The following is a 13,540-nucleotide window of genomic DNA, read 5'->3' on the forward strand; positions in this document are numbered from 1 at the left end:
CATCCAGCGTTCGAGGTCGCGCGTGATCGGCCTCGGGTCAGGTCTTGAGAAAGATCATCATGTCTTCGTCACCGCATACCGTGCTGCCCTGGCGCGTCCGCCGCACCAGGCTGCCCCTGCTGTCCCTGCCATGCCTGAGCTGCCCGTCGCCGTCGGCCACCGCCGGCGCGGGCAGGTTTCGGGTCAACGCCAACGGCAAGCTGCTGCACGTGTGGCTGCTGGTCCGCTGCGTGTCCTGCGACCGGACGCGCAAGCTCGCCGTACACGCGCGGGCACCGGTCGGCTCCTTCGACCCGGACACGCTGCACGGCTACCACGTCAACGATCCGGCGCTGGTGGCATCCACGCTGCTGGACCCGCTGTTCGCCCGGCGCAACCGCTTCACCCTGGACTGGGCGGACGCCTGGCGGCTGGACGCGCCGCCGGTGCCTCTCGACGGGCAGTGGCCGGTCCGGGTCGAGGTCGCCTTCGCCGACCCGGTGCCGGTGCGCCCGGACTGGCTCATCGCCCACGGGCTCGGCCTCAGCAGGAACGAGGTGCTGCGCCGGGTCAAGTGCGACATCCCGCCGCGCCGCCCGACGAGCGCCGGGTTCACCTTCACCCTGATGGCCGGCTAGCCGCCCGCGGCCGGCGTCACCGGGAAACGGGGACGCCGGCCGCGGCCAGGGCCTGCGCGGGCGTGTCGTAGCGGATCACCGCGGTCAGCCGCTGCTCGGGCGAGAGCCGGAAGAGGGTGGCGATCTCGTGGACCGTCTCGTCGCCGGGCCATGTGGCGTGCTGGGTCACCACGACGGCGCCGCCGGCCCCGTGGTGGGCGGCGAGCGGCGTCAACCGGATGCCGGAACGCTCCACCCAGCCGCGCAGCAGATCGACACCGCGGGCCGCGCCGCGTGGGCCGCCCACCTCCACGTCGGAGACGGCCAAAGCGGCTGCGGCGGCACCGTCGGCGGCGTTGACCGCCTCGTGGAACGCGGCGATCGGCTCAGGTATTGTGTGCATATTGCACAGGATATCTCGGCCGGCGCCGCGCTCTTCCGCCTCGTCCGCTTCTGGGGACGGCGGTGGGCGGCCCAGCCCGCCGGCCCGCCGCACGTCGCGCACGTCCAGGTCCTCGAGGCACTGGACGCCGCCGCCACCCCCACCATCGCGGCCGTCGCCAGCCAGCTCGGCCTCGACCGTTCGGTGGGCAGCCGCATGGTGTCCGAGACGGTGGCCGCCGGATACCTGACCCGCCGGCCGGACCCCGGCGACGCGCGGCGCACGCTGCTCGCCCCGACCGCCGCCGGGCGGGAGCTGCTGCGGCAGGCGCGGCAGTGGCAGCAGCGGGTGTTCCTGGAGCTGACCGACGGCTGGAGCGCCGCCGACCGCGAGCGCTTCGGCGGCTACCTGCGCCGGCTGGTCCGGGAAAACCGCTAGACATCTTCCGCGGTCAGGGTGAGGTGCGACCGTGGTAGCCGTTTCAGAAGGTCCAATTCGAAGCAGATCCGGACCACCGCGGCCGTCGCGGTAGCTCGCGTCTCGTTTGGGTTGGATCTACTGAAGGCCGCGCAGATCCCAGCCACCCCGACCCGAAAGGTCTCTAGCGGGCGGTGCGGCGGGCGCGGGCGGCCCAGATGGCGTAGGCGGGGTCGCGGTCCAGGTTGTGCCGGTCGCGGTCGTAGCGGCGGGTGGTACGCGGGTCGGCGTGGCCCATCGCGTCCTGCACGTCCTCCAGCGGCACCCCTTCGGCGCGGGCGGTGGTCGCGAACGCGTGCCGCAGCGAGTGCGGCGACAGCTTCGCCCACGCCGGGATGCCGGCCTGCCGGGCCAGCCGCCGCACCAGCCGGAAGACCGCGTGCCGGTCCAGCCGGGCACCGCTGGCGGTCAGGAACACCGCGCCCTCGGGCGGGCCGGGGCGGATGTCCAGGTACGCGTCGAGGGCCGCCGACGTGCCCGGGGTCAGCGCGCGGCGCCGCGGCTTGCCGCCCTTGCCGATGAACCGGACGCTGCGGTGCCCACGCTCGTACCCGATGTCGGAAAGGTCGAGGCTGACCAGCTCGCCCACCCGCAGCCCCAGGTCGGCCAGGAGCGCGACGGCGGCCCGGTTGCGGGCCGCGTGCGGCCCGGTGTCGGTGTCCGCCGCCGCCAGCAGCGCGTCCACCTCCTCAGGGGTGAGGCCGACGGTGCTGGAGTGGTCGCGGGCGACCTTGGGGCGGTCGGCGCCGGCGACCGGGTTGGCCTCGACGGCGCGCAGCTTGGTCAGAAAGTCGTACCAGCTGGACAGCGCGGACAGCTTGCGGGCCACGGTGGCCGGGGTGAGCGGCCGGCCGCCGCGCGGCTCGACGGTCGCCTCCAGGTCGCGGCCGTAGGCGTTCACGTCCAGGAACGAGGCGCGCAGCGGCTCCAGGTCGCGGGCCGCGCACCAGGCCAGCCACCCGGCGATGTCCCGGCGGTACGCGGCGCGGGTGTGCTCGGACAGCCGCCGGTTGCGCAGCCACGCCTCGGTGAAGTCCGCTCCACCGGCGCCGACCGCCAGCGCGCCGGCCGCGGCGGTGGGCAGCACAGCGGGGTACATGCGCAGATCATCCCAGCGGCGGAGGGCGCGGACGCCCAACGACACGATAGCCTGTTAATCCTATCGGCATAGGAGGGATGAGCTGTGGCGCTGCCCCACTTCCTCATCGCGGGCGTACCCAAGGCGGGCACGACCGCGCTGCACGCGGCCCTGGTCCGCCACCCCGACCTGTTCCTGCCCTCGGTGAAGGAGCCCAAGTTCTTCCTGACCGACGGCCCGCCACCCACGCGCGGCGGGCCTGGCGACGCGCAGACCTACCAGGAGCACGTGTGGCGCCGCGAGGACTACGAGCGCCTGTTCGACCCGGCCCCGCCCGGCGCGCTGCGCGGCGAGGCCACCCCGTTCTACCTGCACCACCTGGACTCGCACGCGCGGATCCACCGGCTCGTGCCGGACGCGAAGATCATCCTGCTGCTGCGCGACCCGGTGGACCGCGCGCACTCCAACTGGACCCACCTGTGGACCGCCGGGCTGGAGCCGGAGGCCGACTTCCTGACCGCCTGCCGCCTGGAGGACCAGCGCAAGGCGGCCGGCTGGGCGGCCTTCTGGCACTACCTCGACCTCGGCCGGTACGGCGCGCAGGTCAAGCACCTGTACGAGTACTTCCCCGCGAGCAGGTGCTGCTCATGCGCTACCTGGAGCTGCGGCAGACACCCGCGGCGGCCCTGGACAAGGTGTGCGCGTTCCTCGGCGTCGACACCGGCGTCATCGACGTCGTCCCCGCCGAGAACGTCACCCGCACCGTGGACAACACCCGCGTCAACGCCGCGCTGCGCTACCTGCTGCGCACCGGTGCCGGGTTCGGGCAGCACTTTCCCGTACCCTTGCGCAAGGTCTTCCGGGGCCCGCTGCTGACCCTCCTGCAGCGCGGCCACGGGCGGCGCATCCCGCTCAAGCCCGAGGACCGGGCCGCGCTGCTGCCGGCGTTCGCCGACGACATCGCGCTGCTGCAGGAGGTCACCGGCCAGCGGTACGACGACTGGCTGGACGCCGACCGCCACGCACCCGGACGGCCGGCGTCCGAACCCGACACCGCCCGAACCCGATGAGGAGCACAGTGCACCGCACGTTGCCGCTGCCACAGTGGAAGGGCTCGGCGGTGGCGGTCGGGCCGCCGGACACCCGCGCCGGCGCCTGGGCCGGCGCCCCCTCGTCGATCTGGACCGAGGACGGCATCTACCTCGCCTACCGGGTGCGGCTGCCGGTCGGCGAGGGGCGCGGCATCGCCAACGTCATCGCGCACTCCACCGACGGGGTCGCCTTCACCACCGTCGCCGAGGTCGGCAAGGACCGCTTCGACGCCGAGTCCCTCGAACGGCCCGCGCTGGTCCGCACCCCCGAAGGGCGGTGGCGGCTGTACGTCAGCGCCGCCACCCCGGCACCAAGCACTGGCGGGTCGAGCTGCTCGAAGCCGACGACCCGGCCGGGCTGCCGCACGCGCCGGCCCGCACCGTGCTGGCCGGCGACGAGTCCACCGGCGTCAAGGACCCCGTGCTGCTGCGCACCGCCGACGGCACCTGGCACCTGTGGGCCTCCTGCCACCCGCTGGAGTCGTGGGACGAGGCCGACCGCATGTCCACCTGGTACGCGACAAGCCCCGACGGCGTCGCCTGGCGGTGGCAGGGTGTCGCGCTCGCCGGCCGGGCCGGCCGCTGGGACGCCCGCGGGTGCGCGTCTCCTCGGTGCTCGCCGACGGCGACACGCTGCTGGCCGCGTACGACGGGCGGGCCACCGCCGCCGAAAACTGGGAGGAGCGCACCGGCGTCGCCCGCGGCGGGCGGGCCGGCGACGGCCGGTTCACCCCGCTGGTCGCCGCCGAGCGCGAGCCGCTGTCCTCGCCGCACCCGCCGGGCGGCCTGCGGTACCTGAGCGTGGTCGCGCTGCCCGGCGGCGGCCACCGCGTCTACTACGAGGCCACCCGCGCGGACGGCGCGCACGAACTGCGCACCGAGTACCTGACACCGGCTGTCAGCCACCTGGACTAGTTTCGGAGGCGTGCGCGCGAGCCGGTTGCTGTCCCTGCTGCTGCTCCTGCAGACGCGGGCAGGATGACCGCCCAGGAGCTCTCCGAGGAGCTCGAGGTCTCGGTGCGCACCATCTACCGGGACGTCGAGTCGCTGTCCGGCGCAGGCGTGCCGGTGTACGCCGACCGCGGCCCGGCCGGCGGCTACCAGCTGCTGGACGGGTACCGCACGCGGCTGACCGGCCTGACCGTCGACGAGGCCGAGACGCTGTTCCTGTCCGGCGTGCCCGGCCCGGTCGCCGAGCTCGGCCTCGGCGCCGTGCTGACCGCCGCCGAGCTGAAGCTGCGCGCCTCGCTCCCGCCCGAGCTGGGCGCGCGGGCCGGGCGGATCCGCGAGCGGTTCCACCTGGACGCGCCCGGCTGGTTCCGCCGCGACGAGCAGACCCCGCACCTGTCCGCGCTGGCCGGCGCGGTCTGGGACGAGAGCCTCGTCCAGGCCCGCTACCTGCGGTGGAAGGCGCCCCGCGAGGTCACCCGCACGCTCGCCCCGCTCGGCGTGGTGCTCAAGGCCGGCCGCTGGTACCTGGTGGCCGCCCCGGCCGACGACCTTTCCCGCCCGCTGACCTACCGGGTCAGCAACGTGCTCGGCGTCGACGTGCTGGACCAGCCGTTCGCCCGGCCCGGCGGCTTCGACCTGGCCGAGTTCTGGCAGGCGTGGGCCAAGCGGTACGAGGAGAGCGTCTACGTCGACGAGGCCACGGTCCGGATCACCGCCGAGGCGCTGGCCCGGATGCCGCACATCTTCCCGCCCGCGATGAGCCGCGGCGCGGTCGCCAACGCCGGCCCGCCCGGCGACGACGGCTGGGTGCGCACCACCGTGCCGATCGAGTCGGTCAGGCACGGCCTGATGGAGCTGCTCAAGCTCGGCGCCGACGTCGAGGTGCTCGGCCCGCCCGAGCTGCGCGACCGGTTCGCCGAGACGATCCGCGGCATGAGCCGCCTCTACCGACAGGAGGACGCGACATGACGATCCCCGACGACATGGGTGCCCACAACCGCAAGGTGATCGAGGAGTTCCGGGCCGCCGGCGGCACCGCCCACGGCCGGCCGATGCTGCTGCTGACCACGACCGGCGCCCGCACCGGCCGGGCACACACCGCGCCGATGATGTACATCCCGCACGGCGACGACATTCTCGTCGTGGCCTCCAACGCCGGCGCGCCCAAGCACCCGGACTGGTTTCGCAACCTCGTCGCGCACCCGCAGGTCACCGTCGAGGTCGAGGGCGAGAAGTACGAGGCCACCGCCGTGGTGCCGGAAGGAGGCGAGCGCGACGACATCTTCGCCGGCGTGGTCGAGCGGTACGCGTTCTTCGCCGACCACCAGGCCAAGGCCGGCCGCACCATCCCGGTCGTCGTCCTGCGCCGCCACGGCTAGCCCGTATATGCGATGGCGGTTATATTCGGTGGGTGCTGTCGACCTTTGACGTCCTCGCCGAGCCGACCCGCCGCCGCATCCTGGACCTGCTGCTGGAGCGCCCCCGACCGGTCGGCGAGCTTGTCGAGCGGCTCGGCCTGACCCAGCCCGGCACGTCCAAGCACCTGCGGGTGCTGCGCGAGGCCGGGCTGGTCCAGGTGCGCCAGGACGCCCAGCGCCGCTGGTACGAGCTGCGCCCCGAGCCGCTGACCGAGATCGACCAGTGGCTGGCCCCGTACCGCCGGCTGTGGTCCGGCAGCCTCGACCGCCTGGAGCAGCACCTCGACCGCGAGGCCCGCGGCGGCCCGCCCGAGCGTTGATCAGGGACCTCGTGCCGGGACACGCCGGCCGGCACGCCCACCAACTCCCTGGTCAACCGCGGCGATGAGGGCTAGGCGTGGCCGCCGACGGTGACCTCGCCCAGCGTCAGGGTCGGCGTGCCCTCCAGGATCTGGCCCAGCCGCTCGACCTGCTCCCCCAGCGCCTTGAGCCGGCTCGGGCGGAGCGTGCCGAACGCCTCCACCGTGACCGCGATCCGCTTGCCGGAGCGGCGCTGGTGCCAGATCCCGGCGACCGTGCCGTCGACCAGCAGGACCGCGTAGTTGCCGGCCTGGCCTCGGTTGAGCGCCCGCTCGCCGGCGCGGCCGGGGAAGACCTTCTCGCGGGGGTGGCAGCCGATGCCGTAGGCGTCGAAGTACGGCAGTAGCCGCACCCCGCGCGGCCGCCCCGCCGGCATGGCGGTGTCGCCGGCCGCGACCCAGGCCGGCGACCCGTCGACGGTGACCTGCTGCAGGCCGGCCGTGGCGAACAGCTCCTGCGCCCACCGCTGCCCGATCGACAGCCATTTCGCGAAGTGGGCGGGGGTGGCCGGCCCGTACGCGTACAGGTACCGGCGGACCAGCTCGGGCAGCGCGACCTGCCCGGGCTCGGCGGTGAAGCCGGGCAGCCAGCGGGCCGGGCTGGTGTAGGTGGTCTGCCGGCCGCGGTTGGGCCCGAAGCACATCGCGCCCCGCCGCGACGCGGTCTCCATCGCCTGCATCCAGCGCGGCCACTTGTCCTGGAACGCCTCCATCACCCGCTCGCCGGCCCACGGCCCGCACCGGGCCACGACCTCGGCGGTGAGCTCCTCGCCGGTCAGCTCGGCGTCCTTGAGCGCGGCGGCGACCGCGGCGACCACCTGGTCGACCTGGTCGGGGGTCATGAGGGCGTTGGCGCCGCCCGCGTACGGCGGTGCCGGCAGCGCGCCCAGCGCACCGGTCCACATCGGCAGGTCGGCGGCGGCCAGCAGGTGCACGGTGCCGCGCGGGCCGCGGGTCTTGACCAGCGTGCGGTCCTGCCACAGGGCGTGGCGCACGTCGGCGCGGGTGATGCCGGCGACCCGCACGCCGATGGACGCCTCGGCGGCGGACATCACCTGGGCGTGCGCGCCGCACATCGCGCTGACAGTGGCGGCCAGGTCGGTGGCGGGCGCGGCGAGCCCGTGCCGCGCCAGCCGCCGCGCCACCACCTGCGCCCACGTGAACGCGGTCACCGCGCCACCTTGTCGAAGAACGCCGCGATGTCGGCCGCGTGCGCCGCCGGCTCCTCCATGGCGACGAAGTGGCCGCCGGGGTTGCCCTCCGGCCAGTGCACGATCGTGTTGTCGCGCTCGGCGAGGCGGCGGAACAGCGCCGGGCCGCCGGCGTACACGCCGCTGGGCACCGCCTTCTGCCCGGTGGGCCAGGTCGAGCGCGCCGTGTCGTACATCGGCCAGGACGAGGTGCCGAACGTGCCGGTGAACCAGTAGACGCTGGCGTTGGTCAGGAACAGGTCCCGCTCGACCTCGTCGCCGAAGTCGCGGAACTTCTGCGCCAGCCAGGCCAGCGCGGCGGCGGGTGAGTCCTGCCACCCGTACGCGAAGGTCTGCGGCGCGGCCCGCAGCAGGGCGTGGTGGTCGACGCCGTGCCCGGCCCACGACATGACCTGCTGGTACTCGTCCCGCTCGGCCTCGCTCATCGCCGCCACGTCGTCCTCGGTCGGAAAGCCCAACCCGCCGTCGATATGCACGCCCACCACGTGCTCAGCATCGACGATCGCGACCTGCGGCGCCACGTACGCGCCCAGGTCGCCGCCCTGCGTGCCGTACCTGTCGTAGCCGAGCCGGGCCATCAGCGTCGCCCACATGCGGGCGACGGCGTCGACGCTGAACCCGGCCGCCCGCGGCGGCGCGGAGAAGCCGAAGCCCGGCACCGACGGCACGACCACGTGAAAGGTGCCGGTGAGCAGCGGGATGAGGCGCACGAACTCGACGAACGAGGCCGGCCAGCCGTGGGTCAGCAGCAGCGGCAGCGCGTCCGGCCGCGGCGAGCGCACGTGCAGGAAGTGCACGTCGAGCCCGTCGATTTTGGTGGTGAACTGCGGGAACGCGTTCAGCTGGGCCTCCTGCGCCCGCCAGTCGAACCCGTCGCGCCAGTGCGCGGCCAGCTCCCGCAGGTGCGCGACCGGCACGCCGCGGCTCCAGCCCTCGCCGGGCAGCTGGGCCGGCCACCGGGTACGGGCGAGGCGTTCGCGCAGGTCGTCGAGGTCGGCGTCGGGGATGTCGATCCGGAAAGGCGTCATGCGGACCACGGTAGGAGCCATCTAGGTCAGGACCTGTCACAGTTGGCGGGTGACCCGGTTGTTGAGTTTGCTGTCGCTGCTGCAGACGCCGCGGGAGTGGCCGGGCGGTGAGCTGGCCCGCCGCCTCGGGGTCAGCCTGCGCACGGTGCGCCGGGACGTGGAGCGGCTGCGCGCGCTCGGGTACCCGGTGGAGGCCACGATGGGCGCGGCCGGCGGCTACCGCCTCGGCGCCGGTGCCGCGATGCCGCCGCTGCTGCTGGATGACGAGGAGGCGGTCGCGATCGCGGTGGGGCTGCGCGCCGCGGCCGGCCACGCGGTGCAGGGCATCGAGGAGGCGGCGGTGGGCGCCCTCGCCAAGCTCGAACAGGTGCTGCCGAAGCGGCTGCGCCACCGGGTCGCCGCCCTCGGCGCGGCCACCCAGCCGCTGCTGACCTGGGAACGGCCGACCGTCGACCCGGAGCTGCTGACCCTGCTGGCCGGCGCGGTCACCAACTCCGAGCGGATCCGGTTCGGGTACCGCGACCAGGACGGCGCCGGCACCGAGCGGCGGGTCGAGCCGCACCGGCTGGTCTGCGCCGGGCGCCGCTGGTACCTGGTCGGCTGGGACACCGACCGCGACGACTGGCGGATCTTCCGGGTGGACCGGGTGACCGACCCGGCCGTCATCGGGTACCGGGCGGTGGCGCGGCAGCTGCCGGACGGCGACGCGGCCGCGTTCGTGACCCGCCGGCTGTCCGAGCGCACCCCGGTGTACCGGGCGGTGGCCACCCTGCACGCGCCGATCGAGCGGGTCGCCGGCCGGATCGGGGACTCGCCGGACGACCTTGTCGCGGTCGACGCGCGGACCTGCCGCCTCAACAGCCACACCGACACGCTGGACTTCGTGGCGTGGCGGCTGATGACGCTGGGCTGCGACTTCGAGGTGCACGAGCCGCCGGAGCTGGTCGCCCGCCTGCGCGAGCTCGGCGCGCGGGCGGCCCGCGCGGCCGGCCCGCCGGATGCTGGGACGTGAGCCAGGTGTGGCGAAGGTAAAAGCCCGAGTTTGGTCACAGCCCGGGGTCGAACCGGCACACTCCTTGGGGGATGTACCCGACTGGCGGCGGGAGTGTGCGGGATGGACGACGGCGTGGACAGCGGGTGGCCGGCTTCGCCGGCTTCGGCGCTTCAGCTGCTGGTCGACGGCAACAAGCGGTTCGTCGCCGGTGAGCGGCTGCACCCTCATCAGGACGCCGACCGGCGGGCGGCGCTGGCGCCGGCGCAGCGGCCGTTCGCGGTGCTGTTCGGGTGCAGCGACTCCCGGCTCGCCGCCGAGATCATCTTCGACCGGGGGCTGGGTGACCTGTTCGTCGTGCGCACCGCCGGCCACGTGGTCGGCGCGGAGATCCTGGGCAGCATCGAGTACGCGGTGGCGGCCTTGGACACCCCGCTGATCGCGGTGCTCGGCCACGACTCGTGCGGTGCGATCGCGGCCGCGCTGGACGCGGTGCGGCACGGCACGACGCCGGACGGGTTCGTGCGGGACGTGGTGGAGCGGGTGATGCTCAGCGTGCTCGCGGTCCGCAGCCAGGCCCTCGCCGACGCGGACGCGGCCGTCGAGGAGCACATCCGGTACACCGTGGACCTGCTGGTCCGCCGCTCGCAGGTGATCGCCGACCGGCTCGCCGACGGCCGCCTGGGCGTGGTCGGCCTGTCGTACGGCCTCGGCGAGGGCACCGTGCGCCGGGTGGCCGGTCACGGCGTCTGAGGGCTCCTGGCAAACCTGTCGAGGGCGGCCAGGCAGGCCTGTGTCATCCCGGGGTAGCCGGCGCCGTGCCCGGCGTCGTCGACCACGACGAGGTCGGCGTCGGGCCACCTCTGGGCCAGCTCCCACGCGTCGTCCAGCGGGCTGCTCACGTCGAGGCGGCCGTGGATGAGCGCGCCCGGGATGCCGGCCAGCGTCGCGGCGCCGCGCAGGATCTGCTCGTCGTCGAGCCAGGCGCCGTGCCGCCAGTAGTGGGTGACCAGCCGCGCGAACAGCCGCCGGAAACGCGGGTCCTGGTACCGCGCGGACGGCTTGTGGCCGGCGGTGACCGCCACGTGGCTGTCCTCCCAGTCGCACCAGTCGCGGGCCGCCCTGTCCCGCACGGCGGGGTCCGGGTCGGCCAGCAGCCGCGCGTACGCGTCGACGAGCCGGCCCGGCTGCCCGCCCGCGCCGGCCTTGAACGCCGCCCACTGGGCCGGGAAGAACCGCCGCATCGACTCCGTGATCCACTCGACGTTGCGGACGGTGGCGACCGCGACGCTGAACAGCACCAGCGCGGTGACCCGCTCGCGGTGCCGCTGCGCGTACGCCATGCCCAGCGTGGAGCCCCACGAGCCGCCGAAGACCAGCCACCGCTCCACGCCCAGGTGGGTGCGGAGCAGCTCGATGTCGGCCAGCAGGTGGTGGGTGGTGTTGGTGGACAGGTCCGCGTCCGGCTCGGCGGCCGAGGGGGTGCTGCGGCCGCAGCCGCGCTGGTCGAACAGCACCACCCGGTACGCCTCCGGGTCGAAGAACCGCCGCCACGCCGGGGTGCACCCGGACCCGGGCCCGCCGTGCAGCACGACCGCGGGACGCCCGTCGGGGTTGCCGCAGGTCTCCCAGTACACGCGGTGGCCGTCGCCGGCCTCGAGCATGCCGTGCGCGTACGGCTCGATGTGTGGGTACGTCACTCCCCCAATCTAACAGTGCTGTTACATTGGGTCGGTGACCCCCGCTCGACGCGAGGCCGTCGGCACGCTCATGCGCCACGTCCTGGAGCTGCTCGACGGCGACGTCGCCACCGTCTACCGCGACGCCGGCGTGCCCGACTACCGGCCGCGCTTCTCCCCGCCGATCCGGGCGCTGGTCACCGCCGGCCCGATGTCGATCCGCGACCTGGCCCGGGCGGTCGGCGTCACCCACTCCGCGGCCAGCCAGACCGTCGCGCAGCTGTCCCGGGCCGGGCTCGTCACGCTCTCGCCGGGCGCCGACGCGCGGCAGCGGATCGTGACGCTCACCGACCGCGCGCGTGACCTGCTGCCGCTGATCGAGGCGGAGTGGGCGGCGACCGCCGCGGCGATGCGCGAGCTGGACGCCGAGCTGCCGATGCCGCTGGGCGACCTGCTGCTGGCGGTGCGGGCGGCGCTGGCGCGGCGCCCGTTCCGCGACCGGATCCGCGCCCACACCTAGGCTGGCGGGATGCGCCTGGTCGTCACCTCCGACACCCACCTGCCCAAACGGGCCCGCGACCTGCCGCCCCAGCTGTGGGCCGCGGTCGACGCGGCCGACGTCGTGGTCCATGCCGGCGACTGGGTATCGGTGGACGCGCTCGACGCCCTGCAGGCCCGCGCCGCGCGGCTGATCGGCGTGTACGGCAACAACGACGGCCCCGCCCTGCGCGCCCGGCTGCCCGAGGTCGCGCACGCCGAACTGGACGGCCTGCGGATGGCGGTGGTGCACGAGACCGGACCGTCCGCCGGCCGCGAGGGCCGCTGCGCCGCCCGCTTTCCCGGCGTGGACGTGCTCGTCTTCGGCCACTCGCACATCCCGTGGGACACGGTCGCCCCGGGTGGCCTGCGCCTGCTCAACCCGGGCTCGCCGACCGACCGGCGGCGCGAGCCGTACGCGACGTTCCTGACCGCGACGGTGGCGTCCGGCGCCCTGCGCGACGTCCAGCTGCACCGGATCGGTCAGTAGTAGCCTTTGCGCCCGTCGAGCGTCTCGCGGATCGTGTCCAGGTGCCCCGCGTGCCGGGCGGTCTCCTCGACCATGTGGATGACCATCCACCGCAGCGTCGCCTGCGCCGACCGCAGCTCCGGGTGCCGCCCCGTCTCGTCCAGCCCGTGCGCGGCCACGATCTCGTTGGAGCGCCGGCACTGCCGGTCGTACTCCTCCAGCAGCCGGGCCAGCGACACCCCGTCCTCGACGCGCATGTCAGCGTCTTCGGGCTCACGCCAGTAGAGCGGGTTGTCCGCGGCCGGCCCGCCGAGGAATATCACCTCGAACCAGTTGTGCTCGGTCCACCGCAGGTGCGAGACGAGCCCGGCCACGGTCATCAGCGGCGAGGTCGGCAGCACCACCCGGCGCGCGTCCCCGTCGGGCAGCCCTTCGCACTTGTAGTGCACGATCGCGCGCTGCAGGTCGAGCCAGCCGACCAGCTGCGTGCGCTCGTCGGCGACGAACGGCGGGCGTTGCCTGGGTGGCGGCATGCCGGCGACCGTACCCGGCCCGGCGTGGCGCGGTCACCGCCATTTTCGGTCGGCCGCATGCTGGAGACCGTGCTCGACAACGTCGGTGGACTGTCCAAGCGCCACACCCCCGAGTCGCTGCGCGCGCTGCTGCTGGCCCGCTCGACCCGCCGCCCGGACGGCTGCCTGATCGTCCAGGGCTACGGCACCCAGCGCGGCGTCCACCAGAAGATCGCCGGACGGGCCTGGGCGCACATCGTGGCGTACGCGGTCTTCGTCGGCCCGGTCGACCCCACCCTCAAGGTCGACCACACCTGCGGCGTCAAAGACTGCGTCGAGCCGACCCACCTGCGTCAGATCAGCCACGCCGAAAACTGCCGGACCCGCGTGCAGGCGCCCACCTGCCGCAACGGTCACGAGCGCGAGCTCGACCCGGCGACCGGCCGGCTGCGCAGGCAGTGCCGCCGCTGCAACGCCGACGCCCAGCAGCGCTGGCGCATCCGCCAGGCCGCCGAGCGGGCCGCCTCCCTCACCCCGCAGGGCATGGCCGAGTCGAAGGCCCGCTGGGACGCCCGCTAGCGCTCCGCCCGGACGCCGCGGTTTCTCCGGTACACCAGCCTGAGTCATTACGCTGCATAGCTGTCATTATGGTGCGCTCCCCCGAAGGCTCCGTTTGGATTATTGGATTACCAGTAATGTCAATCCGATAATTCGAGCGCGACTTCCTCCGAGCGTTTGGCGCGCTACCTCCCCGTCACCGT

At 74.2% G+C, this 13,540-nt stretch carries 20 protein-coding genes; 13 read left to right on the top strand and 7 right to left on the bottom strand.

Translation table 11 applies throughout. The annotated features are described in order from the left end of the window. Positions 1-59 precede the first annotated feature (59 nt). Positions 60-617: a DUF1062 domain-containing protein gene (locus tag Phou_RS41020; RefSeq protein ID WP_173068077.1), complete on the top strand. Its 558-nt coding sequence runs from the start codon at positions 60-62 to the stop codon at positions 615-617. 16 nt (positions 618-633) lie between these two features. On the opposite strand, the gene Phou_RS41025 is transcribed toward Phou_RS41020, so the two are convergent. Further along, a complete protein-coding gene (locus Phou_RS41025) occupies positions 634-999 on the bottom strand; it encodes a nuclear transport factor 2 family protein (protein WP_173068080.1) in 366 nt (121 codons plus the stop codon). Between Phou_RS41025 and Phou_RS41030 the strand changes: the two genes are divergently transcribed. Continuing rightward, the gene (locus Phou_RS41030; RefSeq protein ID WP_218579506.1) at positions 994-1,416 is read left to right on the top strand and encodes a MarR family winged helix-turn-helix transcriptional regulator; all 423 of its coding nucleotides are present in this window, start codon (positions 994-996) and stop codon (positions 1,414-1,416) included. The two genes, Phou_RS41025 and Phou_RS41030, sit on opposite strands and share 6 nt — an antisense overlap. A gap of 163 nt (positions 1,417-1,579) precedes the next feature. Here Phou_RS41030 and Phou_RS41035 read toward each other — a convergent pair whose 3' ends face one another. Further along, positions 1,580-2,554, bottom strand: a complete 975-nt coding sequence (locus Phou_RS41035) for a tyrosine-type recombinase/integrase (RefSeq protein ID WP_173069082.1) — start codon at positions 2,552-2,554, stop codon at positions 1,580-1,582. 84 nt (positions 2,555-2,638) lie between these two features. Between Phou_RS41035 and Phou_RS41040 the strand changes: the two genes are divergently transcribed. Together Phou_RS41040 and Phou_RS53875 are read left to right on the top strand one after the other, a co-directional pair. Beyond that, positions 2,639-3,409, top strand: coding sequence for a sulfotransferase family protein (locus tag Phou_RS41040; RefSeq protein ID WP_246274316.1), 771 nt, complete (start codon positions 2,639-2,641; stop codon positions 3,407-3,409). Next, positions 3,379-3,603 (top strand): hypothetical protein, encoded by a 225-nt coding sequence (locus Phou_RS53875; protein WP_246274318.1) that lies wholly within the window; start codon positions 3,379-3,381, stop codon positions 3,601-3,603. Before Phou_RS41040 ends, Phou_RS53875 begins: the two co-directional genes overlap by 31 nt. A 136-nt stretch (positions 3,604-3,739) precedes the next feature. Here the strand turns inward: Phou_RS53875 and Phou_RS53880 are convergent, their stop codons facing one another. Next, positions 3,740-4,078: a hypothetical protein gene (locus Phou_RS53880; protein ID WP_246274324.1), complete on the bottom strand. Its 339-nt coding sequence runs from the start codon at positions 4,076-4,078 to the stop codon at positions 3,740-3,742. A gap of 143 nt (positions 4,079-4,221) precedes the next feature. Between Phou_RS53880 and Phou_RS53885 the strand changes: the two genes are divergently transcribed. The 4 genes from Phou_RS53885 (at position 4,222) to Phou_RS41060 (ending at position 6,313) form a co-directional block, all read left to right on the top strand. Further along, on the top strand, positions 4,222-4,539 hold the full coding sequence (locus tag Phou_RS53885) for a hypothetical protein (protein ID WP_246274326.1): 318 nt from the start codon (positions 4,222-4,224) through the stop codon (positions 4,537-4,539). Between the two features lie 63 nt (positions 4,540-4,602). Next, a complete protein-coding gene (locus tag Phou_RS41050) occupies positions 4,603-5,544 on the top strand; it encodes a helix-turn-helix transcriptional regulator (RefSeq protein ID WP_308784861.1) in 942 nt (313 codons plus the stop codon). After that, the gene (locus Phou_RS41055; protein WP_246274328.1) at positions 5,541-5,954 is read left to right on the top strand and encodes a nitroreductase family deazaflavin-dependent oxidoreductase; all 414 of its coding nucleotides are present in this window, start codon (positions 5,541-5,543) and stop codon (positions 5,952-5,954) included. The genes Phou_RS41050 and Phou_RS41055 overlap by 4 nt, the downstream gene beginning before the upstream one ends. A 32-nt stretch (positions 5,955-5,986) precedes the next feature. Next, positions 5,987-6,313 (top strand): ArsR/SmtB family transcription factor, encoded by a 327-nt coding sequence (locus tag Phou_RS41060; RefSeq protein ID WP_173068084.1) that lies wholly within the window; start codon positions 5,987-5,989, stop codon positions 6,311-6,313. Between the two features lie 71 nt (positions 6,314-6,384). Here Phou_RS41060 and Phou_RS41065 read toward each other — a convergent pair whose 3' ends face one another. Next, positions 6,385-7,524 (bottom strand): winged helix DNA-binding domain-containing protein, encoded by a 1,140-nt coding sequence (locus Phou_RS41065; protein WP_246274330.1) that lies wholly within the window; start codon positions 7,522-7,524, stop codon positions 6,385-6,387. Then, positions 7,521-8,591: an epoxide hydrolase family protein gene (locus Phou_RS41070; protein ID WP_173068087.1), complete on the bottom strand. Its 1,071-nt coding sequence runs from the start codon at positions 8,589-8,591 to the stop codon at positions 7,521-7,523. Before Phou_RS41070 ends, Phou_RS41065 begins: the two co-directional genes overlap by 4 nt. Positions 8,592-8,640: 49 nt before the next feature. On the opposite strand from Phou_RS41070, the gene Phou_RS41075 reads away from it, so the two are divergent. Both Phou_RS41075 and Phou_RS41080 read left to right on the top strand, forming a co-directional pair. Then, positions 8,641-9,603 (top strand): helix-turn-helix transcriptional regulator, encoded by a 963-nt coding sequence (locus tag Phou_RS41075; RefSeq protein ID WP_218579507.1) that lies wholly within the window; start codon positions 8,641-8,643, stop codon positions 9,601-9,603. A gap of 102 nt (positions 9,604-9,705) precedes the next feature. Further along, positions 9,706-10,335 carry a carbonic anhydrase gene (locus Phou_RS41080; protein ID WP_173068090.1) on the top strand — a complete coding sequence of 210 codons (630 nt, stop codon included), beginning with the start codon at positions 9,706-9,708 and terminating at the stop codon, positions 10,333-10,335. Here Phou_RS41080 and pip read toward each other — a convergent pair. Continuing rightward, the gene (gene pip / locus Phou_RS41085; RefSeq protein ID WP_173068093.1) at positions 10,323-11,282 is read right to left on the bottom strand and encodes a prolyl aminopeptidase; all 960 of its coding nucleotides are present in this window, start codon (positions 11,280-11,282) and stop codon (positions 10,323-10,325) included. The genes Phou_RS41080 and pip overlap by 13 nt on opposite strands. A gap of 34 nt (positions 11,283-11,316) precedes the next feature. On the opposite strand from pip, the gene Phou_RS41090 reads away from it, so the two are divergent. Then, on the top strand, positions 11,317-11,781 hold the full coding sequence (locus Phou_RS41090) for a MarR family transcriptional regulator (protein ID WP_218579508.1): 465 nt from the start codon (positions 11,317-11,319) through the stop codon (positions 11,779-11,781). 9 nt (positions 11,782-11,790) lie between these two features. Next, positions 11,791-12,288, top strand: coding sequence for a metallophosphoesterase family protein (locus Phou_RS41095; protein ID WP_173068096.1), 498 nt, complete (start codon positions 11,791-11,793; stop codon positions 12,286-12,288). Here Phou_RS41095 and Phou_RS41100 read toward each other — a convergent pair. Beyond that, entirely contained in the window at positions 12,282-12,800 is a 519-nt protein-coding gene (locus Phou_RS41100) for a DinB family protein (protein ID WP_173068099.1), read from the bottom strand. The genes Phou_RS41095 and Phou_RS41100 overlap by 7 nt on opposite strands. A 57-nt stretch (positions 12,801-12,857) precedes the next feature. On the opposite strand from Phou_RS41100, the gene Phou_RS41105 reads away from it, so the two are divergent. Continuing rightward, a complete protein-coding gene (locus tag Phou_RS41105; protein ID WP_246274332.1) occupies positions 12,858-13,358 on the top strand; it encodes an HNH endonuclease signature motif containing protein in 501 nt (166 codons plus the stop codon). Positions 13,359-13,540: the final 182 nt, after the last annotated feature.

This window comes from Phytohabitans houttuyneae, from assembly GCF_011764425.1.
In the GTDB taxonomy this organism is placed as follows: Bacteria; Actinomycetota; Actinomycetes; order Mycobacteriales; family Micromonosporaceae; genus Phytohabitans; species Phytohabitans houttuyneae.

Coding starts and splice junctions, on each gene's coding strand:
- Phou_RS41020 (WP_173068077.1), top strand. CDS start 60: ATGTCTTCGTCACCGCATACCGTGCTGCCCTGGCGCGTCCGCCGCACC.
- Phou_RS41025 (WP_173068080.1), bottom strand. CDS start 999: ATGCACACAATACCTGAGCCGATCGCCGCGTTCCACGAGGCGGTCAAC.
- Phou_RS41035 (WP_173069082.1), bottom strand. CDS start 2,554: ATGTACCCCGCTGTGCTGCCCACCGCCGCGGCCGGCGCGCTGGCGGTC.
- Phou_RS41050 (WP_308784861.1), top strand. CDS start 4,603: ATGACCGCCCAGGAGCTCTCCGAGGAGCTCGAGGTCTCGGTGCGCACC.
- Phou_RS41055 (WP_246274328.1), top strand. CDS start 5,541: ATGACGATCCCCGACGACATGGGTGCCCACAACCGCAAGGTGATCGAG.
- Phou_RS41070 (WP_173068087.1), bottom strand. CDS start 8,591: ATGACGCCTTTCCGGATCGACATCCCCGACGCCGACCTCGACGACCTG.
- Phou_RS41080 (WP_173068090.1), top strand. CDS start 9,706: ATGGACGACGGCGTGGACAGCGGGTGGCCGGCTTCGCCGGCTTCGGCG.
- Phou_RS41095 (WP_173068096.1), top strand. CDS start 11,791: ATGCGCCTGGTCGTCACCTCCGACACCCACCTGCCCAAACGGGCCCGC.
- Phou_RS41100 (WP_173068099.1), bottom strand. CDS start 12,800: ATGCCGCCACCCAGGCAACGCCCGCCGTTCGTCGCCGACGAGCGCACG.
- Phou_RS41105 (WP_246274332.1), top strand. CDS start 12,858: ATGCTGGAGACCGTGCTCGACAACGTCGGTGGACTGTCCAAGCGCCAC.